Here is a 21,445-nt window from a genome sequence, read left to right as displayed (position 1 = left end):
CTGGGTGCGGTTTAGGTCGAAGACGATGGCACGGAAGAACCCAATGAAGGCATTGATTCAGCGTATCGGCTGCTTGCTCTGCGTCTGCGCTGCAGCGGCCGGCGCCGCTCCCGGCCCGGACGATATCGAGATCCCTGTCCTCCCCTACCTCAGCACCGAGCGCCTTCTGACCCTTTACGAACCGCTGCGCCGACATCTCCAAGAGACCCTCGAGCGACCCGTCCGGATCGTCACGTCCCCCGATTATCGGCGCTTCGTCGCGGACGTGTCGCAAGGCAATCATCTGCTCGTCCTCAACGCCGCTCATCTGGCACGACTCGCGGAGGTGGATTCCGGCTACCGGTCGATCCTGCAGACCACCAATCCTCTCTACGCCGTGGTGGTTGTCCGGGCCGGGGATCCCGTTGCCGAGGTCGCGGATCTGCGGGGCACCAGGATCGTGACCCCGGATCCTCTGGCGCTCATCACCCTGATGGGCCACCGAATGCTCAGGGAGGCTGGCCTGACGCCGTCGATGGATGTCGAGATGTCGACGGCCGACACCCACAACAATGCCTTGATGCTGTTGCTCGGCGACCAGTCGATCCTGGCGGCCATCGTCTCAAACCGGGCCTTCACGACCCTCGACGCGGACACGCGCGCACGCTTGCGAATCCTCGCCGACGGCGCGGATGTCGGCGGGATTCCCTCGATCGTCTATCAGACCGGCCCCGGCCACGAGGCTGCGGACCGCGCCGTTTTGACACGTGAGATCCTGCACTTCACCAACGACACTCCGACAGGTCGCGCCATGATGCAAACCCTTGGACACGGCGGATTGCGCGAGACCACGGAGGCCGACCGAGAGGCAATCGACCCCTTCCTTCCGGAAACACGAGAGGTCTTGGCTGCGCCATGAGGAGCCTTCTCGCGCGTGTCCCGATCGGCTTGCGGTTCGGCGTGTTGATCCTGATCACCCAGGCCGCCTTGATCGCCTGGGTCGTCTACGACAACCAGCGTCTGAGCAACGCCGCCCTGACCCAACTGCACGAGACGCGACTGACCGTCCTGACCACGCTCCTGAGCGAATCCTTGACCCCTTTGCTCGTGCAGCGCGACATCGCCGCGCTGCAGGAGTCGCTCGACCGGTTCGGCCATCTGCCGGCGGTGCGCTATCTCAAGGTCGACGACGTACGGGGACGGCGCCTCGCCGAGCACAGCCATCCACATGACTCGCCGTCTCCCGCCGGTGGAGATCGGCACCATGATTCGGCTTCGGGAGAGGCGGCCCTGTGGGAAACGGCCATCCCGCTGCAGCTCGTCGGCCAAACCTACGGCACTCTCCATGTCGGTATCTCCACAGATATCTTCGCCGAAACGCGGCAGGGCTTGATCCGACAGAGTCTGCGCAACGGCATGATCGGGCTGCTCGGACTCCTGCTGGTGATCATCCCGCTAGCGGTCTGGGTCGGCCGTCGACTCGGGCACTTGGATGCCGCCGCGCGGTCGATCGCCGCCGGGGATCTCGATCAACGTCTCGACGATACCGGCGACGACGAAATCGGCCGCTTGGCTGTTTCCTTCAACCGCATGGCCGACGCGCTCGGTCAACGCGAGGCCGCCTTGCGCGAGGCGAAGGCCGACCTGGAGCGCATTGAGACCTCGAAGTACCGGACCCTGTTCGAGGCGACCACGGATGCGGTGATGCTGTTCGATCGGGACCGGGGACTGTTCGACTGCAATCCCGCCGCGCTGGGACTCCTCGGCTGCACTCGCGAAGCGCTGCTCGGCGCACGGCCGAGCGACCTCGCGACGACGCCCGTGCCCATTGCAACCGATGTCCTCGCGCCCGCTCCGCCGGCGGAACATGCCCGGGAGAACAGAGGCTTCGAGTGGTGTCTGCAACGCCGAGATACCGGCGATCCGGTCGAGGTCGAGGTCCTGCTCACCTCGGTTCCGCTCGACGGCTCGACCCTCCTGCAGATGGTGGCGCGCGATATCGGCGCGCGCAAAGGGGCCGAGGCGGCGATCAAGCGCTCAGAGGAAAAGTACAGGTTCCTGCTCGAATACAGCTACGACATCATTTATCTTTTCTCGACCGACGGCAGCTTCATCTTTGTCTCGCCGAGCTGGTCGCGGCTGATGGGCTATTCGATCGACGAGACCCTGGCCACGCACTTCTCGGTGTATGTCCATCCTGACGACCTATACATCTGCGACGACGCCTTCAGCGCCGTTGTTCAGACCGGGGAGATGCGTCGGGATATCGAGTATCGCGTCCGGCATCGGGACGGCACCTGGCGCTGGCACGGCTCGAGCGCCATGCCGTTTCGCAACGAAAACGGCGTGGTCGTCGGCTTCCAGGGAATCGCGCGCGACATTACCGAACAGAAGCAGGCTCGGGAGCAGCTGCGCATCGCCGCGATCGCATTCGAAGCCCAGGAGGGCATGGTGGTGACCGACACCGAAGGGGTCATCCTGCGGGTCAACGGCACCTTTACCCGGATCACCGGCTACCGCGCCGAGGAAGCGATCGGTCAGACCGCCCGACTGCTCAAATCCGGACGCCATGAGTCCGATTTCTACGTCGCCATGTGGTCGAGCATCCTCGAGACCGGATCCTGGCAAGGCGAGGTCTGGAATCGGCGCAAGAGCGGCGAGATCTATCCACAATGGCTGACGATCTCGGCCGTACCCGGCCCCGGCGGCGAGATCACGCATTATGTCGGCACCATGACCGACATTACCCAACGCAAAGCCGCCGAAGACGAGATCCGCGAGCTCGCCTTTTACGATCCGCTGACACGTCTGCCGAATCGCCGCTTATTGCTGGACCGTCTGCAGCAGGCCCTCGCAACGGGTCGCCGCCAAGGCGGTTGCGGGGCGCTCTTCTACATCGACCTGGACGATTTCAAGACGCTCAACGACACCCTGGGCCACGATCAAGGCGATCGACTGCTCCAACTGGTGGCACGGCGACTGTCGACACGCCTCCGCGAGTCCGACACCTTGGCGCGTCTGGGCGGAGACGAGTTCGTGGTCATGGTGGAGCACCTGAGCCCGAACCCGGTCGAGGCTGCGAGCCAGGCCGAGATCATCGGCAACGGGCTTCTCGGCGTGCTGCGCCAGCCCTACGACCTGGCCGGCCAGACCCACTACAGCGCAGCCAGCATCGGGATCACACTCTTCGATCCGCAGCCGATCCGCGTTGAAGAGTTGATGAAACAAGGCGACATGGCGATGTACCGAGCGAAGGCCGCCGGACGCAATACCATGCGTTTTTTCGACCCGAGCATGCAGTCGGAGGTCAGCGCCCGTGCGACCCTCGAGTCACAGCTGCGTTACGGTCTTCGTGACGAGCGCTTCTTGCTTTACTACCAGATCCAGGTCGATCGCGACGGCGCAATCGTCGGCGCCGAATGTCTGCTGCGCTGGCAGGATGAGCACGGCGGTTTGATCTCGCCGGCGGTGTTCATCCCGCTCGCCGAGCAGAGCGGGCTGATTCTGCCGATCGGGCACTGGGTTCTGCACACCGCATGCACGCAGTTGGCGGTCTGGTCCGAGCGGAGCGAGACTGCGCAACTGACACTGGCCGTGAACATCAGCGCACGTCAGTTTCGCCGGACGGATTTCGTCGACCAGGTCTTGGCCTGCATCCAAGACACGGGCGCGAATCCATACCGACTCAAGCTCGAAATCACCGAGAGCCTCTTGCTCGACGACGTCGAAGACACGGTCGGCAAGATGATGGCTTTAAAGGCCCGAGGTGTGGGTTTCGCGCTGGATGACTTCGGCACCGGCTACTCATCCCTGTCGTATCTGAAACGCCTTCCCTTCGATCAGCTCAAGATCGATCGCTCCTTCGTCCTGGACGTCCTGACCGATACAAACGCCGCCGCGATTGCCCGAACCATCATCGCACTCGGCCGAACGCTGGAGCTGGCGGTGATCGCCGAAGGCGTGGAGACCGAGGAGCAGCGTGACTGGCTGGCCGCTCATGGTTGCCATGCATACCAAGGCTATTTCTTCGGCCGGCCCGAGCCGTTGGAGCGTTTGTCGCTGGAGGCGCCGAAAACCCTCCTCCGACCCACTGCGCGCGGGTGAACTCTCCACCAGGCTCGAGGCGGAAACCATGCCATCGCCTCAACGATAAGCAGCGATCAAAAACAACCCATCCTCCCCCGCTCCGCCCCCCACTCCCGGCACCAACAGAACACAGCGAAACCCATCCAACCGTCTACCGTGAATCAAGATGATGGCGCTCACCCATCTGCACACTATGTTTACGAACCGTCACTAGGGCCAAGCCCTTGGGTTGAACTCAGACCCGTAGCCCTGTAGGGTAAAAAAGCTGTCGTCGGAGTTCGGGTCTTGACCTGGACGATCCGGCGCGATTCATCGTCCCCATGCCCGCCGGATGCTCAGGCTCGCCCTGCCGGTCGATCGGGACACGCGGCGTCTTTTGCCGCAAATCAAGTTGCGGGGCCAACCCCGGCCGCGCACATCAAACTTCCGTCAGGACCATCAGGGCCATGCCCGCAGAACAATCCGTCAAGATCGCCGTGCGCGGTCTCACCCGAGCAATCGGGGCCTTCCTCTTCGGGATGCTGTGCGCACTCCCGGCGGCGGCCTCGGCCGATGTCGATGCGCTCGAGCAGCGCGTTGCTGAGCTCACACGCCAGCTCGAAGAGGCTCGGCGCACACTCGCCGCAGCGAAGGGCGAACCCATCGGCACGGGCGCACTCGATACCGGAGCAGACGACGCGGCGGTTGTCTCTCAGAAGATGATTGCCCCGGGCGTCGTCGCCGAAACCGATGCGGCACTGGACGAATCCGCCCCGGAAAGCACGGTGCTCAAGATCGGACCCCTGACCGTGGGCGGCGCCATGCGCGTCAACTATGTCCTGGGCAGCTACAAGGTGCAGGAGGCCGTCGCCGGACCGAACCGCGGCGGCAACGGCGGCAATATCGAGCTGGATACCTTTCGGATCAATCTCGCGCTCGACTATGAAAACATCATTGGTCGGCTCGAGTACCGTTGGTATGCGGCGGGGACCGGCAAGAGCTACAACTTTCTGCATACCGGCTGGCTCGGCTATCGGTTTGCGGACGACAGCGAGGTCCAGGTCGGTGTCAATCGCGTGCCGTTCGGCCCCGGACCCTACGGCGTCTCGCAAAGCTGGTTCTTCGATCAGCACTATTATGTCGGGCTGTCCGACGACATGGATCTCGGCATCAAGTACAGCACCGCCATCGATCAATGGACGCTGGACGTGGCCTACTATCCGTCGAGCGAAGGCAGCTATTTCGGTCGTAGCCTCAACAGCACCCGCTACAGCTACGACGCGGTGCGTTGGGAGGAGTCGGTCGATGGCGACGGCAATGTGTCGTTCGGCGGCGAGCACAACGGCTTCGACGAGCGTAATCAGCTCAACCTGCGCGCCATCTACAGCTTCGCCGACACCACGATCCCGACCGATCTAGGCGTCTCGCTCCAATACGGTCAACTCAAGGGCCAGCGGACCGACGACGGCAGCCATTGGGCAGCCTCGGCACACATGGTCAACCGGATGGGGCCGCTCACCCTCGCCTCGCAACTGACCCGCTACGAATTCGATATCGATAGCGACAATCCCTGGGGCACGGATACCTTGATCCCGATGGGCGCGTATGACTTTGCTTGGCCGGTCGCGACCAAGGCGTGGATTCCGGCGGTCTCCGTCAGCTACTTGGTGGAAACGCCGCAGATCTCCTGGCTCGACTCCGTGCTGCCCTACATCGAGTACAGCAGTATCGTGAAGGACGAAAGCACGTTCAACGACAGCCAGATGTGGGTGGCCGGAGCGGCATGGGCCAGCGGTGGCTGGTACATCTACAGTGATCTCGCCTACTCCAACGGCAATTACTTTGTCGGGAACGAGGCCGCCGGAGGCGGCATGGATGATTACGGACGCATCGACGGCGTCGGGGATTTCGGCGTGAACGGAAACGACAAATGGAACTATCGCTTCAACCTTAATCTCGGGTACTACTTCTAAATCGCGTGCGGTGCGGGATTCAGGTTTCGGACACCTGTCGAAGACGTCGGTTCGTCACGTCGCACCGCTCACGCACTCACTGGTTTATCGCCCGACTCGGGCGGCTCCGCTCACGCAGCGGTGAGGCGCTTGCTCAGATCCGACGGCGTCTTCAGCCACCAACATCACTCCCGTTCCGGGAGCCAGGAGGTGACATGAAGCTCGAACGCACCAAGCAAGACTACGGGACCAATCCGCTGAAGGTCCGCGACACGAATCATTACCAAGCCGAATACATCCAATCGTTCGTGGAGAAATGGGACGAGCTGATCGACTGGGACGGACGTGCCCAGAGCGAAGGCGACTTCTTCATTCGGCTCCTCGAAGAGCACGGCGCGCGCAAGGTCCTTGACGTTGCCACCGGAACCGGATTCCATTCGGTGCAACTGCTGCGGGCCGGGTTCGAGGTGACCAGTGCCGACGGCAATCCGGTCATGCTGGCGAAGGCCTTCGAAAATGCACGACGCCGCGAGAAGATCCTGCGCACCGTGCAAGCGGACTGGCGATGGCTCAATCGCGATGTCCACGATTACTACGACGCCGTCATCTGTCTGGGCAACTCATTCACCCATCTGCACGACGAGAACGACCGCCGCAAGGCATTGGCCGAATTCTATGCCACCTTGCGACACGACGGCATTCTGATCCTCGATCAGCGCAACTACGACGCGATTCTGGATCATCAGATTCCCCCGACGCACAACTACTATTACTGCGGCGAAAATGTCCGTGCTCAGCCCGAGCATGTCGACGACACGCTTGCGCGTTTTCGCTACGAGTTCCCCGGCGACCATGTCTTCCATCTCAACATGTTTCCCTTGCGCAAAAATTACACGCGCCGACTGCTCCACGAGGTGGGATTTCAGCGCGTCACGACCTATGGCGACTTCAAAGAAACCTATCGCGACGACGAGCCGGACTTCTTTATCCACGTTGCCGAGAAAAGCTACGTGGAGGGAGGCGACGACGCATGAGCGACACCTATTCCGCGGTCGTCGAAACCGCGCGCACCTATTACAACAGCGAGGATGCCGACAACTTCTACTTCCACGTCTGGGGCGGGGAAGACATCCATATCGGGATCTACGACGCAGCTGACGAGGCGATTGCCGCTGCGAGCCGTCGCACCGTCGAGCGGATGGCGGGGCTGGTACCCGGTCTGGGACCCGACACCCGGGTGCTCGACATGGGCGCCGGTTACGGCGGGGCGGCCCGTTGGCTCGCCGGGCATCTCGGCTGTCGGATCACGGCGCTGAACCTGAGCGAGCGGGAGAACGCGCGTCACCGAGAGATGAACCGTGAACAGGACCTCGAACACCTGATCGAGGTGGTGGACGGGAGCTTCGAGACCGTCCCCTCACCCGGCGGGAGCTACGACCTGGTCTGGTCGCAGGACGCCATTCTGCACAGCGGGCGGCGTGAGCAGGTTATTGCGGAGGCCGCGCGCGTGCTGCGTCCTGGAGGGCGCTTCGTGTTCACGGATCCAATGCAGGCGGACGACTGCCCGCCCGGCGTGCTCGAGCCGGTGCTCGCCCGGATCCATCTGGACAGCTTGGGATCCATCGGCGCCTACCGGGAAGCGGCCGCCCGCCATGGACTCGCGCCGATGGAAGTGATCGAGATGACGGACAACCTGGTCACCCACTACAGCCGCGTGCGCGAGGATCTGATTCAGGCGCGCGGGTCGCTCGGCGGGAAGGTTTCGGATGCCTACATCGATCGCATGATCGCCGGCCTCGGGCATTGGGTCGACGCGGGAAGCTCAGGCTATCTTCGGTGGGGAATCCTTCACTTCAAAAAGGCTGCCGACTAAACCGCGCCTTACCGAGATCGAGGATTTCTCCAAAGCCAAACGCAACGTGAAAACGACGCATTTCGCTCTGGGCGCGGTTTAATACGGAAGGATCACGACCATGAACGACACGAACGAATCGGACCCGGCCGCGGAGACCAAACCCTGGATTCAGTGGAATCCCCCGGTCTTCATCATCTCGGCGGTGCTGACGCTGGCCTTGGTGCTCTTCGCCACCCTCGCCACGGAGACCGCCGAGCCCCTGTTCAAATCCATTCAGGGCTGGGTGATCGGATCGGCCGGTTGGTTTTACGTGATGGCCGTGGCCGGTTTTGTCGTCTTCGTGATCGCGCTCGCCGTCTCGAGCCTCGGGCGAATCAAGCTCGGACCCGATCACTCCGAGCCGGACTACAGCTATGTGTCCTGGTTCGCGATGCTGTTCTCCGCCGGCATGGGGATCGGTCTGATGTTCTTCGGGGTGGCCGAGCCGGTGATGCACTTCGTCGCCCCGCCGGTCGGCGACCCGGAGGTCGCCGAGGCCGCCCGCCAAGCCATGCGCATCACCTTCTTCCATTGGGGCGTACATGCCTGGGCCATCTACGCCGTCGTGGCGCTCTCGTTGGCCTACTTCGCGTTCAGGCACGGCCTGCCCCTGACCATCCGCTCCTCGCTCTACCCGCTCATCGGCGATCGTATCTACGGCCCGATCGGCCATACGGTCGATATCTTCGCCGTCTTGGGGACCATCTTCGGCGTGGCGACCTCGCTCGGATTCGGGGTGATTCAGATCAACTCGGGGCTCAACTATCTCTTCGATGTGCCGACATCGATCGGCGTCCAGGTGATGTTGATCGCCGGCATCACGGCCATTGCGACCCTCTCCGTGGGTCTCGGACTCGACTCGGGGATCCGGCGCATCTCGGAATTGAACATGATCCTGGCCGTGGCCTTGATGGCATTCGTCCTGATCGCCGGACCGACCGTCTTTCTGCTTCAGTCACTTGTTCAGAACACCGGGATGTATCTGTCCAGTCTGTTCGAGATGACGTTCAATCTTTACGCCTACGAGCCGACCGACTGGATCGGCGGCTGGACGCTCTTCTATTGGGGCTGGTGGATCGCCTGGGCGCCCTTCGTCGGCATGTTCATCGCGCGCGTCTCGCGCGGACGCACCATCCGTGAGTTCGTCACCGGCGTCCTGCTGGTGCCGCTGGGCTTTACCTTCATGTGGATGACCTTCTTCGGCGGCACAGCCATCCACATGATCATGATCCAAGGGATCGGCTCGCTCGCCGCTGCGGTGTCGGCCGATACCTCGGTGGCGCTCTTCCAGTTCTTCGAGCATCTGCCGTTTTCGAGCGTATCCGCGCTGCTCGCGACCCTCCTGGTCGTCACCTTCTTCGTGACCTCGTCGGACTCCGGATCCCTGGTGGTGGACATCCTGACCTCGGGCGGCAAAGAGGAATCACCGCTCTGGCAGCGCATCTTCTGGGCGGTCGTCGAAGGCGTGGTCGCCGCAGCCTTGTTGGTCGCAGGTGGGCTGGCCGCACTGCAGACCGCCACCATCGCCAGCGCACTGCCCTTTACGGTCGTGATGATTCTCATGTGCTGGGGCTTGCTGCGGGCGCTGCGCATCGACGCGATCAAGCATCTGAGCCTGCGCGAGGCGCGGGTGACACCCGGCGGCCCGCAGAGCCCGGTGAACTGGCGCCGCCGACTGCGCGCACTCGTGCACCAGCCGACCCACGACGAGGTGTTGCGTTTCATCCGCGACACCGTCAAACCGGCCTTGGGCGAGGTCGTGGAGGAATTGGGCAAGATGCGCCTGGATGCCGGGCTCGTGGAAGGCGAGGACGGTCGCGTCTGGGTCGAGGTCCGTCATGGCGCCGAGATCGATTTCTTCTATTCGGTCCGACCGCGCCCCTACGAGGCACCCAGCTTCGTGATGCGCGACACCCGCGCCAGCCGGGCGAAGGCACTCGAGTATTTCCGCGCGGAGGTCCACCTGCGCGAAGGCGGCCAAGACTACGACCTCATGGGTTGGAGCGCGCAGGACATCATCGGCGACGTTCTCGACCAGTACGAGCGGCATATGCATTTCCTGCAGACGATGCGGTGACGGTCCGAGTCGCATACCGCGCCGGGCGCGGTTTAGGGTCGCCGCGTAAAGCGTGATTGGCGGGCCATGAGTCCTTCGATGCGCTGGCGGATGTCGCGTAGACTCAGGCGCCCGACCGGCTGGCGGCTCGCAGCCCTGGCCGCATCCGCGGCATCGACCCGCTCCTTCACGATGCGGGCGAAACGCTCGGCCAGCTCGGGGCGTTTGGCCAACAACGACCGCAGGCAATCCAGGTCGATCCGGATCAGGTTCACATCGCTCTTGGCCCGCAGCTCCAGGAAGGAGGGTTCGTCGGTCAACATGGATGTAATCCCCAGGTGATGGCCGGGACCGATGACCTCCGTGACCTTGCGAGTGCGATCCGGCAGCGTAATGGCGGCCTCCACGAGTCCGCCGACGATCACGTAAAAGGCATCGCTCGGGGCGCCTTCGGCGAGGATGACATGCCCGCTGTCGAAGTGAGAATAGACGCTGCGCGCGGCCACCTGCTCGAGCTCCTCCTGCGTGAGCAAACCGGCCACATCCAGACCCTTGAGCGCGAGCAGGATCGTCGGCGGCTCGGCCTGGACCACGGCGGCTCGACGTGTGTGAAGCTCGTGGACCTCCGGCGCGATGCTGATCCCCGCGCGTTGCATGGCCCAATGAATCTCGCGGAACAGCTCCTCGCGACCGCGAAACACCGCGGGATAGTTCTTCAAATGGACCCACACCATGTACTGGTAAGGGATGGTCGTCGCATCCGCGAGGCGAACGATCGGATAGGGGAACTTCAGAACGCTTTCACACCGCAAGGCCGCGTCGAGAATAAGTGCCGTGGCGAAGCGCGGATCGACCTCGGCCGGGATCCGGACGAAATACCATGGGGCGAAGAGATGCTGGTCGTCGTGCAGATTTTTCAGCGGCTCGCCCGCCATCTTGGAATTCGGGATGACATGCGTGGCATTGTCCCAGCCACGTAGGCGGGTGGCACGCCAGTTGAGGTCGATGACCTGACCGACGGTGCCGTCGCGCAGCTCCACCCAATCCCCCATCTTGAACGGCCGCTCGATGCCGAGTGCGATCCCGGAGAAGAGATCCCCGAGCGTGCGCTGGAGCGCAAGACCGAGCACCGCCGCGGCGACACCCGTGGAGAGCCAAATCCCGGCGAAGGAATAACCGCGCTGCCAGAGCACGATCGCAATACCCACGAGCATGAGCGCGACATAGATCAAGCCGACGACCAGCTTCGGCACGCGCTCGGGTAGGGTATCGTCGGCCTTGCGCAGGATCATCACCTCGATCAGGCGCGCGAGCAGCCAACTGGCGACCAAATAGCACACGACCAGGGTCGCGGTGCGCACCCCGGTGTTGGCATTCTCGACTTCCAGCCACGGCGTGAGCAACAGGAGCAGGCTCCCCGCCACCAACACCAGGAGAGGCCACAAGAGCAGATCGCCGACGGCGAGCATGATCGGAACGCGCTTGCGCAGCCAGCGGCCCTGAAGCGGCCCCGACCCGAGGCGCCAGAGCATGAGCACGAAAGCCACTCCCAGTAAAATGGGCCAATGCAGTTGAGCCAGTCGTTCGAATAGGATCATCTTCTCTCCGGGCGGTCTGCGTACGACCCGGGGCACGCGCCGGGCGGGCAGATTCGACGGCGTACCGTCGCGAGGTCACCTCGATCGGATCAGTGTTGGCAATGGATGCAAAAAAAACTTGAGCGTTGCCCGATGCGCCGCTGGCGAACAGGCACACCGCAGGCGACGCAGGGCTCGCCGGTGCGGCCGTAAACCCGCAGCGATTGGGCGAAATAGCCGGGGTTGCCGTCCTCCTGCACGAAGTCGCGCAGCGTGGTACCGCCTTGTGTGATGGAGGCTTGGAGCACGCCGCGGATCACCTCGGCCAAACGGCGGTAGCGCTCCAGACCGATTCGATGGCAGGCGCGAGCGGGATGGATCCCGGCCAGAAAAAGCGACTCGTTCGCATAGATGTTCCCGACCCCCACCACCACCGAGGCATCCATCAGGAAGATCTTCACGGCGACCCGCCGTTCTCGGCTCAGGCGATGGAGATGATCGCCGTCGAACGCCGTCCCCAGCGGCTCGGGGCCGAGGCCGCGCAGCAGCGGATGACGGCTCTCGGCAAGCTCGGGGGTCTCCGGGAGCCACAGAAAAAGACCGAAGCGGCGAGGGTCGTGAAACCGAAGACAACGCCGATCGCCCAGCACCAGATCGAGGTGGTCGTGTTTCTTCGGCGGGCTGTCCGCGGGGACGACCCGCAGGCTGCCGGACATCCCCAGATGGATGAGGAGACTACCCTGCTCCAATCCGATCAAGAGATATTTGCTGCGCCTGGACAAGGACCGCACGCCCTGACCCGCCACCCGCTCGGCGGTCTCGGGCGGGATTGGCTGGCGCAGTCTCGGGTCGCGCACGATCAGACGCTCGATGCGACTGCCCTCCAGATAGGGGCGGATGCCGCGGAGCGTGGTCTCGACCTCCGGAAGCTCGGGCATCAGGGTTGTCCCCTCGGCGGATCGGGCTCCGGGACTGCGAGATCGGCATCCGCAGGATCCGGGGCGAAGGGATCCAGACCGAATCCCTCCGGGAGTTCTCGCCCCTCCTCGACCCCGAATCCCTCCCGCTCGAAATCGTCCCGCGTCAGCACCTCCTCGCGAATCACATCATGCGGACGCAGCCGGACCTCGGGTGGAGAGCCGAGCGGAAGTTCACCGGAGAGGGGGGCGTCCGGATCCATCAGCGCATCCAACGTGCCCGGCGATTCCCGCCACTCGGGTTCCGGGGCAAAGACATCCGACCCCGGACTCAAGGGGGACTCCGGCCAAACGGTGTGGATCGGCGCGGCGTCCGTGTCGCCATCGGGGTCGGCAAAAGGCACCGCAAGCGAGACCGGCGGCGTCGGGTCGATCGCACTCGGGTCCTCGATCAGCTCGGGGGCCTCGCCGAGCACGTAGGTGAGCCTCAGATCCGGGCGTGTCCAACGTCGACCGTCCTCGGAGACCCGGAAGAGCATCCGCGTCCCGTCCATTGCGACCAGCTCGAGCGGCGCGCCGGCGGGCTCGCCGACCAAGGGCTCGATGCGTTCGGCGATCAGGCCCGAGAGCCGGGCCAAGGTGTCGCTACTCAACGGGACGGTGTCGCGCGTCGCGAAGACAGGCACGGGATCGCGCGGGAGCGGCATGCAAGCCACATAGTCGATCGGCGGCGCGATCAACAGATGCTGGAAACGGTCCGGGATGAGGTGGACCAGGTTGTCGCTCGCGACATAACGCCATTGCGCGATCGGGTCCAGACCGCCCATCGCGATGTCGGTCGTATCCAGGCGCAGACGCAGCTTGACCGGGTCCAGACCCAGCGTGTCGAGCGCGGCGGCCTGCGCCGGCACGCTGCGCAGGAGCGGCGCATCGCGGATCGCCAGCAGAGCGGCGACGCGTCCCGGGTCCGCATCGACGTCCCAAGGAGAGCGCATCCGCCAGCCGGAGGCGAGACGCTCGAGCGCGATGGTCGGCTCGCCCTCGCGGGCGATCTCGATCAGGTGGGGCTCGGGTGCGCCGGAGCCGCCCAATGTCGGCGGGGCTCGCGTGACGGCAAGCTCGTGACGAATGGCCCAGACGAGTGCCGAGAGGACGAGGATCAAGACCAGATTCAGGATCCAGCGCGACCTCATGTCCCCCTCCAGCGCAGCCAGCGGATACCGAGCCCGATCAAGAGGAAGAGCCCGGGAAAGATGACCAAAGATCCGAGCCCGATGCGCAGCCGTTGCTGCTCGTCGAGGATGAGCGCAGCGGGCTCGCGCGGGTCGGGCGGGAGCACCGTGAGGTCGCCGGGATCGCTCAGCCAGGCCAGCAGGGCGAGCGCGAGCGCCCGGTTTCCGTAGGCGCCGATCTGGGCGTTGCTCGCGAAGTCGCCGTCGCCGACCACCAGGACGCGCTGCTCGCGGCCATCCTCCGGCACCGGGCGACTCATGGCCAAGACGACCGGGAGCGGACCGGCCTGCTCGCCGATGACCTCGTCGCGGTCGATCGGGCCGTCCAGCCGACCGACCTCGTTCCAGCTCCGCGCGCCGGTCGCCAGGTAGGTATCCAGAAGCCAACCGGGTGCGAGCTCGGTTCCGAAGGCGATACTGCCGGGCAGCAGGGCCGGGACGTCGAGATCGACCGAAAAGGGGTGATCCGGATACTCGGCGATGACCGCGACGGCCGGGATCGCGACACCCAAGGCGGCGGCGTCCGCATCGACGACCGTGCCGGGCAGGATCCTCAGACCCAGAGTGTCGGCCAGGGGCTCAAGTCCGTTGAGTGCTCCTGGATCCATGAGCCAAAGCAGATTGCCGCCCCGATCCAGATACCGGATCAGGCGCTCGACCACGCCCGGAAAGAGCGGGATACGCGGCGTGGAGAGGACCAGGATCCGGGTGTTGATCGGCACCTCCTCGACCCGGCCGAGATCGAGCGGACGGGCGAGAAATCCGCGCTCGGACAGCTCGCGACCCAGACGCCCGAGGTCCGCACCCGCCTCGCCCTGAATGGCGCGTTCGCCGTGACCCTCGATCACGGCGACCCAGGGGACACGGCTGGCGCCGAGCCGTGCGATGGCGGCGCTGATCGCCCGCTCGCTGACCTCCGCGAGGGTCTCGCGCCGTCCGCGATAGTCGAGCAGGATCTGGCCGATCAGCGTGACATCGGCATCGCGGGTGCGCTCCGGGAAGAGCTGCGGGTCCACGACCTCGATCAGCATGCCGGGCTGCGCCTGTCGATAGCGCATGAGCAGCCGCTCGATCCCCTTGCCGAGCGGACTCGCGGGATCGGCAAAGACGGTGGCGCGCAGCGGTCCGTCGAGTCGACCGAGGATGGCCAGACTCTCGGGCGCCAGGCTGTTGGTGCCGACGGCGGTCCAATCCCAATAGCGGTCATGGCGGGCAACCAACCAGCCGCCCGCGATCAGGACGGCCAGCAGAAGCACGAGGAACAGGACATCCGCGAGCGGTCGCTCGAGCCGACGGAGCTGCGCCGTCGCGAAAGGCAGGATGCGTCTCACTGCAGAACCCGGTTCGCGAGCCGACGGTGGGTCAGGGCCAGAAAGAGACCGGAAAACCCGAGCAGATACGCCAGATCGCTCAAACGCACCGCCCCGAGCAGAAACCACAAGAGATGCTCGTTCCAAGAAAGCCAGCCGAAGAGCGAGAGATCACGCGCGCCCAACGTCTCGACCCGACCGATGACGGAGAGGACCAGCAGGATCGCGAAGGCGGCAATCACGGATGCACCCGTCTGAGCGCTCAGGCTGGAGGCATAGAGCCCCACCGCGCAAAACATCAGGCCGACCAGCCAGAGCCCGAGTGTTGCGGCGGCGATCTGCCCCGCGTCGAGCTGGGCGCTGCCGGCCAGCAGCGCGATGTTGAGGACCGGCAGCACACACAGCGGCGTCATCAGGAGCGTCAACGCGAGAAACTTCCCCGCCACCAGCTCGGCGATACGCACCGGCGCGGCGGCCACCAGCTCGAAGCTGCCGTCGCGAAACTCCCCGCTCAGCATCCGCATCGCCATCAGCGGCGCCGCGAGCATGAGGATCACCGCAGCGAATCCGAACAGGTTCAGGGCCAGCTCCACCGTCAGACTCGCGACCCGCTCGTCGGCCCCCAGACCCGTGAAGTCGTCGACCACCTTCAGAAAGATCCAGGCGAGCACGACCTGACTGCCGCCGAGCAGGATCCAGGGCAAAGGCGAGACCAGCGCACTGCGCAGCTCGCGACCCGCGATCACCCCGATCATGCCGTCCCTCCCGCGCCGATCAGATCGAAGAAGACGCGTTCCAGGTCCGGTCGCTCCGGACCCAGCTCGCAGAGATCCAAGCCGGCGGTCAGGATCTGGCGGGCCAGATCGGCAGACTCGGCCCCCTCGGTCAGGATCACCCGAAATCGCTCCGAATCCTGTGCGATTGCAGCCTCGACACAGGGCAGGCGCTCGAGTCGCGCGGCCTGCGCAGACCTACCGGAGTCGCCCCGCGGGCGCAGACGCACCCGCCAGAGCACGGTCGGACCGAGCGCGCCGAACCGCTCGCTGCGCAGCATCCGGCCCTGATAGAGCACCAGGACACGATCGCAGACCGCTTGGACCTCCGAGAGGATATGGCTCGACAGGATGATGCCGCAGTCGCGCGACAGGTCTCGGATCAGACCGCGGACCTCGCGGATCTGCACGGGATCGAGTCCCTCGGTCGGCTCGTCGAGGATCAGGAGCTTCGGTCGATGCAGGATCGCTTGGGCGATCCCGAGCCGCTGGCGAAAACCCTTGGACAGCTTGGCAATGAGCGTCCGCCCGACAGCATCGAGCCCGCAGCGCTGCTTCGCCCCATCCACGGCATCGGCGACATCGGCGCGCGGGACGCGATGCAACCGGGCGCAGTGGCGCAGATACTCGTCGACACGCAGCTCGGGATAGAGCGGCGGGCGCTCCGGCAGATAGCCCAGATGCCGCTTGGCCGCGACCGGGTGCCGCGCAAGATCGATATCCAGGATCTGGACCCGCCCACCGCTGGGCGCAAGTGTCCCGCTCAGCAGGCGCAGACAGGTTGTCTTGCCCGCCCCGTTCGGCCCGAGCAGGCCCAGCACCTCGCCCTGCCGCAGCTCGAGATCGAGGCCGCACAAGGCCCGACGGGCTCCGAAGCGGCGGCTGAGATCGGTGACGCGGGCGAGTGTGTCCATGACGAGGGAACGATACCCTGTGCGTGCGGCATTGCCAAACCGCCCCCTATCGGACGGTGGACGGATCGACGATCACCTTGAATAATGTCGGGGACTCGCCCCGACCCCCGCCTCGAGCGGGGCCCACCTTAAACCGCGTCCAGAGCGAGATGCTAGATTTTCGAGTGGGCTCGACGTTTGGTGCCTCCACGGCCCTTAGGGGGACGCGGTTTAAAATGATCTTTTTCTTAAAATCTTAAACCGCGCCGGCTCCAGCGGTCGTCACGTCTGCCGGGGCCGATCTCATCCAAAAAACATCCCATACCGCGCTGAGCGCGGTTTAGCAGACCCCCGGAGCAGAGAATAAAACATGTGGCTGAACCTGGTTTTCCTGTTGTTGCTCGCCCTGATCATCATGCCCACGGCCGTTCTGCTCCTGGGGATTTCGCGCTGGCAGTCCGGCACGACACGCCTGCAATCGCGCCTCGAGGCCGGGCGCGGCAGGATCATTCCCAACACCTATGAGTCGAGCGAGCTGGAAGGGCTGCCCGCGCCCGTGCAACGCTACTTCCTCGCGAGCTTGACGGACGGCCAACCCATCATTTCCGCTGCCGAGCTGGGGCTCGAAGGCGAGATCGACCTCGGCCGCGGTCAGGGCAAGTGGTCCTCCGCCAGAGCGACCCAATCGGTGGTCATGCAACGTCCGGGATTCCATTGGGACGCCCGGGTACGCATCGCTCCGGCGACGAAGATCTTCGTGCTCGATGCCTATATCGCCGGCACGGGCGTCTTGAAGGCCGCGCTCTTCGGTCTCTTCCCGATCGTGAAGATCCCGAGCAGCCCTGAACTCACACATGCCGAGCTGATGCGTTTCCTCGCCGAGGCACCCCTGTACCCGACCAAGCTCTTGCCGAGCCAAGGTGTCGTTTGGGAGCCGATCGACGATCGCTCCGCCCGCGCCACGCTCGCCGACGGCGATCTGAGCGTGTCGCTCGTCTTCGATTTCGACGAGGCCGGCTTGATCTGCGGCGTGCGCGCAAGCGGGCGTTACCGTGCGTTGGACGGGAAGATGGTCCAAACGCCCTGGGAGGCCAGCTTCTCGGATTACAAGAACCGCAGCGAGATGCAGATCCCGGTGCGGGCCGAGGTCGCCTGGATCCTGCCGGAGGGGCGCACGCCTTACTGGCGGGGTCGGGTGACCGAGGTGATGTACAAGTTCTCGGCCTAAACCGCGTCGCTTGAGCAACAGACTGCGTCGGCGGGAAACGGGGCCGCTCGCGCGACAATTACCCTTTTCGTTGACGCGGTTTAGAAGATTAAAAGCAAAAGAATCAATTGGTTGGGTTTTATATTCGCGGCGGCGCCAGGGGGGCATGGCCGCTGCGTCGGCGAATCCAATTGATTCCGCTGAGGATGCGCCGGTTGCTTGCGAGTCGGCGCTCGAGCGCGTACTTCCCGGGGAAATCGCTCAGCACCAAGCCCATGATGATGGTGAGGATGCCCTGCCCGGGGAGCACCAGCATCAGGATGCCCGCCAGGACCAAGACCCAGCCGACCAGGTTCTTGAGCAACCACAGGCCGAGATAGACGAGCGGATGGAGGCTTTTTAGCCGCGCGGAATGCCGGTGCGGGTCCGCGAAATAATCCTCCGGGATCCGCGCCAAGAGGAACGGCAAGGCGATCAAAGATCCCACGAACATCAGGACCGAAAGTCCGGCCAAGGACAGCAACAGGCCCTGATGGGCCTCGACCCAACTCATATTGATCGTCACCCTCGCCTCCTCACCCTCGGCGGGCTCTTCTTCGTGCACGGCACCCGAGCGCCATCTGCGGCAGGCTCGGGAGGCAAAACGAGACCCGTGTTACAAACCTTGCCCTCCACCGTCGCGTCGATCCACTCGGCGCCGTCTATGTTGGAGAGGCGACACGGGGACACTTTGACGGTCGGGGAGCAGGCTCGCGCCTCGTTGCGAAGACACCACATCAACGCGAAAAAATCAAACTCACGCGTGTCTCGGAGTGTCCGGAGGGTCGGAACGCGCGTCTCGAACGGCCGCGGATCAGCAGATCCGCGGCAGCTGCTCTCCTGCGAGCCAATCGACGATCCGGCTTCCGCCGAAACCGGTCTCCATCTGCACGAAACGATGCGGGTCCTCGACGACCTCGCCGATGATGGCGGATTCCGCCCCAAGCGGATGGGCACGCATGGCTGCGAGAAGACGCTCGGCCTGATCGGGCGGGCAGATGGCGATCAGCTTACCTTCGTTGGCGACATAGAGCGGGTCGAGCCCGAGCAGCTCGCAGGCGGCGGCTACTTCGGAGCGAACCGGGATGGCATCCTCGCGGATCTGCATGCCGACGCCGGACTGATGGGCCAACTCGTTGAGCGTCGTTGCCAAGCCGCCGCGGGTGGGGTCGCGCAGACAGTGGATGTCCGGAACAGCCGCGATCATGGCGGCGACCAACTCATGCAGCGCGGCGCTGTCAGAGCGGATCTCGGTCTCGAAGCCGAGGTTCTCGCGCTTGGAGAGGATGGCGACACCGTGGTCACCCATGCTCCCGCTGACCAGGATCACATCGCCCGGCTCGGCACGATCGCCCGAGATCAGGATGCCCTCCGGAACCACGCCGATCCCGGTGGTGGTGATGAAGACCCCGTCGCCCTTGCCGCGCTCCACGACCTTTGTATCACCCGTCACCACCGGCACGCCCGCGGCATTCGCGGCTTGCGCCATGCTCTCGACGATACGGGCCAAATCGCCGAGCGGGAAGCCCTCCTCGAGGATAAAGCCGGCAGCCAGATAGAGCGGCCGAGCACCGGACATGGCCACATCGTTGATGGTGCCGTGCACGGCGAGCGAGCCGATGTCGCCGCCCGGAAAAAAGAGCGGCGAGATCACATGACCGTCGGTGCTCATCACCAGACGACCGGGCGGCGGCGTGAAGAGCGCCTGATCGTTGCCCAGCGTCAGCAGCTCGTGGTCCAGATACCGCTGAAAGAGCTCGCCGATGAGCTGTGCCATGGCGCGCCCGCCGGAGCCATGACTCATGTCCACGGCGCCCTTCTTGAGATCGAGCCGCACGGGAAAGCGCCGATCGGATGTCATTCTGAGACCTCGTTGTGAGACGACTAGGTCGGCCGGGGGATGCCTCCTGCCTCCTGCCTCCTGCCTCCTGCCTCCTGCCTCCTGCCGCCAGCTATCAGCTATCAGCTATCAGCTATCAGCCGCCAGTCTTGTGCTTTGAGACGATCAAGTCGTTGCATCCTCGGCGACACTCAGTCGAGCATCAAAGCCGGAGGCTGGGTGCTGGTGGCTCTGAACCGCCCGTAACTCCAATAGGCCGCACAGGCGCCTTCGGAGGACACCATACAGGATCCCATGGGGTTGTCGGGTGTGCAGGGGTTGCCGAAGAGCTTGCACTCGGTCGGTGTCTTCACGCCACGCAGGATGGCCGGGCACTCGCAGCCTTTGATCTCTTTGGCCGGGGCGATCTCGACCGGAAAGCGCTGCTCGGCATCCAGGTCCGCGTAGGCGTCGGCCAGCGCCAGGGCGCTGTTGGGCAGGAAGCCGAGCCCGCGCCATTCGAACTCGGGGCGGATCCGAAAGACCTCCTCGATCAGGTCCTGCGCCTTGCGGTTGCCCTCTTCGCTCACCGCGCGGGTGTACTGGTTCTCGACCTCGCAGCGGCCCTCGTTGAGCTGCCTGACCAGCATCAAGGCAGACTGCATCACATCGAGGGGCTCGAAACCGGCGATCACGACAGGCACGCCGAACTGCTCGGCCACGAAGCGATAGGGCCGGCTGCCGATGAGCGTGCTCACATGGGAGGGGCCGAGGATGCCGTCGAGCTGCACCCCGTCGGGTCCGGCGGTGCTCAGGATCGTCTGCAGTGCCGACGGGGTCAGTACATGATTGCAGAAGACCGAGAAATTGGTCAGCCCCTCGGCACGCGCCGTCTTCACGGCCACCGCGGTCGGCGGCGTGGTGGTCTCGAAGCCGATGGCAAAGAAGACGACCTGACGATCGGGGTTGTCGCGCGCGATCCGCAGGACGTCTTGGGTCGAGTAGATCATGCGGATATCCGCGCCATCGGCCTTGGCCTTGAGCAGACTCTTGCGCTCGCTGGCCGGTACGCGCATCAGGTCGCCGTAGGTGCAGAGCGTGACAGCATGCTGTGTGGCGAGCGCGATCGCATGGTCGATCCGGGCCATCGGCAGCACACAGACCGGACAGCCGGGGCCGTGGATAAACCGCAGGTTCGGCGGCATCAGATGCTGCACGCCGTAGCGGAAGATGGCATGGGTATGACCGCCGCAGAACTCCATCAAGCGATAGTCGCGCCCGGGATGTGCCTCGGCAGCGATCGTCTCGGCGAGCCGGCGGGCGAGCCCCTTGTCGCGGAACTCGTCGATGTATTTCACCGCTGGTCCCCGGTCCCCGCGGTGGCCGATGTCGGCTCGGACTCGGGCTCGAGTTCCAGCTCCTCCTCGAGCAGCCCCATCTCCGCGATCAGCTCGAGCGTTCGCTGCGCCTCCTCTTCACTGATCTTATTCAGGGCGTAACCCACATGGACGAGGACATAATCGCCGACGGCCGCGTCCTCGATCAGGGCCAACGAGATCTCTTTGCAGACGGGTCCGAGCGCAACCTTCGCGGTATCGGCGGCGACATCGATGGAGGTAATGCGCGCAGGAATGGCAAGACACATAAACAAAAGACCTCGCAGGATAAAACGCGTCCAGGGTGATCAATGAAGCGTATAGATCGGGACGAACCTCCTCGCCAACCGGAACCT

The 21,445-nt window shown here is 64.5% G+C and carries 17 protein-coding genes; 7 read left to right on the top strand and 10 right to left on the bottom strand.

Features of this window, described 5'->3' with window-relative positions; translation table 11 throughout:
* Positions 1 to 43 precede the first annotated feature (43 nt).
* The 6 genes from BDD21_RS08385 (at position 44) to BDD21_RS08360 (ending at position 9,967) form a co-directional block, all read left to right on the top strand.
* The gene (locus BDD21_RS08385; RefSeq protein ID WP_170164713.1) at positions 44 to 898 is read left to right on the top strand and encodes a phosphate/phosphite/phosphonate ABC transporter substrate-binding protein; all 855 of its coding nucleotides are present in this window, start codon (positions 44 to 46) and stop codon (positions 896 to 898) included.
* A complete protein-coding gene (locus BDD21_RS08380) occupies positions 895 to 4,083 on the top strand; it encodes an EAL domain-containing protein (RefSeq protein WP_170164712.1) in 3,189 nt (1,062 codons plus the stop codon). The genes BDD21_RS08385 and BDD21_RS08380 overlap by 4 nt, the downstream gene beginning before the upstream one ends.
* A gap of 428 nt (positions 4,084 to 4,511) precedes the next feature.
* Positions 4,512 to 6,017 (top strand): hypothetical protein, encoded by a 1,506-nt coding sequence (locus BDD21_RS08375; RefSeq protein WP_120796772.1) that lies wholly within the window; start codon positions 4,512 to 4,514, stop codon positions 6,015 to 6,017.
* Between the two features lie 194 nt (positions 6,018 to 6,211).
* On the top strand, positions 6,212 to 7,030 hold the full coding sequence (locus BDD21_RS08370) for a glycine/sarcosine N-methyltransferase (protein ID WP_120796771.1): 819 nt from the start codon (positions 6,212 to 6,214) through the stop codon (positions 7,028 to 7,030).
* Complete coding sequence (locus BDD21_RS08365) at positions 7,027 to 7,869, top strand: SAM-dependent methyltransferase (RefSeq protein WP_120796770.1); 843 nt, start codon at positions 7,027 to 7,029, stop codon at positions 7,867 to 7,869. The genes BDD21_RS08370 and BDD21_RS08365 overlap by 4 nt, the downstream gene beginning before the upstream one ends.
* A 100-nt stretch (positions 7,870 to 7,969) precedes the next feature.
* The gene (locus tag BDD21_RS08360) at positions 7,970 to 9,967 is read left to right on the top strand and encodes a BCCT family transporter (RefSeq protein ID WP_120796769.1); all 1,998 of its coding nucleotides are present in this window, start codon (positions 7,970 to 7,972) and stop codon (positions 9,965 to 9,967) included.
* Positions 9,968 to 9,999: 32 nt separating this feature from the next.
* Here the strand turns inward: BDD21_RS08360 and BDD21_RS08355 are convergent, their stop codons facing one another.
* The 6 genes from BDD21_RS08355 to BDD21_RS08330 all read right to left on the bottom strand — a co-directional run bounded on the left by BDD21_RS08355 (position 10,000) and on the right by BDD21_RS08330 (position 16,669).
* A complete protein-coding gene (locus BDD21_RS08355; RefSeq protein WP_120796768.1) occupies positions 10,000 to 11,544 on the bottom strand; it encodes a mechanosensitive ion channel family protein in 1,545 nt (514 codons plus the stop codon).
* Between the two features lie 89 nt (positions 11,545 to 11,633).
* Positions 11,634 to 12,461, bottom strand: a complete 828-nt coding sequence (mutM, locus tag BDD21_RS08350; RefSeq protein WP_120796767.1) for a bifunctional DNA-formamidopyrimidine glycosylase/DNA-(apurinic or apyrimidinic site) lyase — start codon at positions 12,459 to 12,461, stop codon at positions 11,634 to 11,636.
* Positions 12,461 to 13,633: a hypothetical protein gene (locus BDD21_RS08345; RefSeq protein ID WP_120796766.1), complete on the bottom strand. Its 1,173-nt coding sequence runs from the start codon at positions 13,631 to 13,633 to the stop codon at positions 12,461 to 12,463. Before BDD21_RS08345 ends, mutM begins: the two co-directional genes overlap by 1 nt.
* A complete protein-coding gene (locus tag BDD21_RS08340; protein ID WP_120796765.1) occupies positions 13,630 to 15,003 on the bottom strand; it encodes a GldG family protein in 1,374 nt (457 codons plus the stop codon). Before BDD21_RS08340 ends, BDD21_RS08345 begins: the two co-directional genes overlap by 4 nt.
* Entirely contained in the window at positions 15,000 to 15,737 is a 738-nt protein-coding gene (locus tag BDD21_RS08335) for an ABC transporter permease (protein WP_120796764.1), read from the bottom strand. Before BDD21_RS08335 ends, BDD21_RS08340 begins: the two co-directional genes overlap by 4 nt.
* Positions 15,734 to 16,669: an ABC transporter ATP-binding protein gene (locus BDD21_RS08330; RefSeq protein WP_120796763.1), complete on the bottom strand. Its 936-nt coding sequence runs from the start codon at positions 16,667 to 16,669 to the stop codon at positions 15,734 to 15,736. Before BDD21_RS08330 ends, BDD21_RS08335 begins: the two co-directional genes overlap by 4 nt.
* 349 nt (positions 16,670 to 17,018) lie before the next feature.
* Between BDD21_RS08330 and BDD21_RS08325 the strand changes: the two genes are divergently transcribed.
* Entirely contained in the window at positions 17,019 to 17,876 is an 858-nt protein-coding gene (locus BDD21_RS08325) for a DUF6920 family protein (RefSeq protein WP_120796762.1), read from the top strand.
* Positions 17,877 to 17,994: 118 nt separating this feature from the next.
* On the opposite strand, the gene BDD21_RS08320 is transcribed toward BDD21_RS08325, so the two are convergent.
* From BDD21_RS08320 to BDD21_RS08305, 4 genes are all read right to left on the bottom strand, one after another.
* A complete protein-coding gene (locus BDD21_RS08320) occupies positions 17,995 to 18,420 on the bottom strand; it encodes a PGPGW domain-containing protein (RefSeq protein ID WP_245969474.1) in 426 nt (141 codons plus the stop codon).
* 288 nt (positions 18,421 to 18,708) lie between these two features.
* Complete coding sequence (gene hypE, locus BDD21_RS08315) at positions 18,709 to 19,755, bottom strand: hydrogenase expression/formation protein HypE (protein WP_120796761.1); 1,047 nt, start codon at positions 19,753 to 19,755, stop codon at positions 18,709 to 18,711.
* Positions 19,756 to 19,925: 170 nt separating this feature from the next.
* A complete protein-coding gene (hypD, locus tag BDD21_RS08310) occupies positions 19,926 to 21,071 on the bottom strand; it encodes a hydrogenase formation protein HypD (protein ID WP_120796760.1) in 1,146 nt (381 codons plus the stop codon).
* Entirely contained in the window at positions 21,068 to 21,358 is a 291-nt protein-coding gene (locus BDD21_RS08305; RefSeq protein ID WP_120796759.1) for a HypC/HybG/HupF family hydrogenase formation chaperone, read from the bottom strand. Before BDD21_RS08305 ends, hypD begins: the two co-directional genes overlap by 4 nt.
* Positions 21,359 to 21,445 lie beyond the last annotated feature (87 nt).

The organism is Thiocapsa rosea (assembly GCF_003634315.1).
Lineage (GTDB): Bacteria > Pseudomonadota > Gammaproteobacteria > Chromatiales > Chromatiaceae > Thiocapsa > Thiocapsa rosea.
This window is presented reverse-complemented; position numbering and strand designations above follow the sequence as displayed.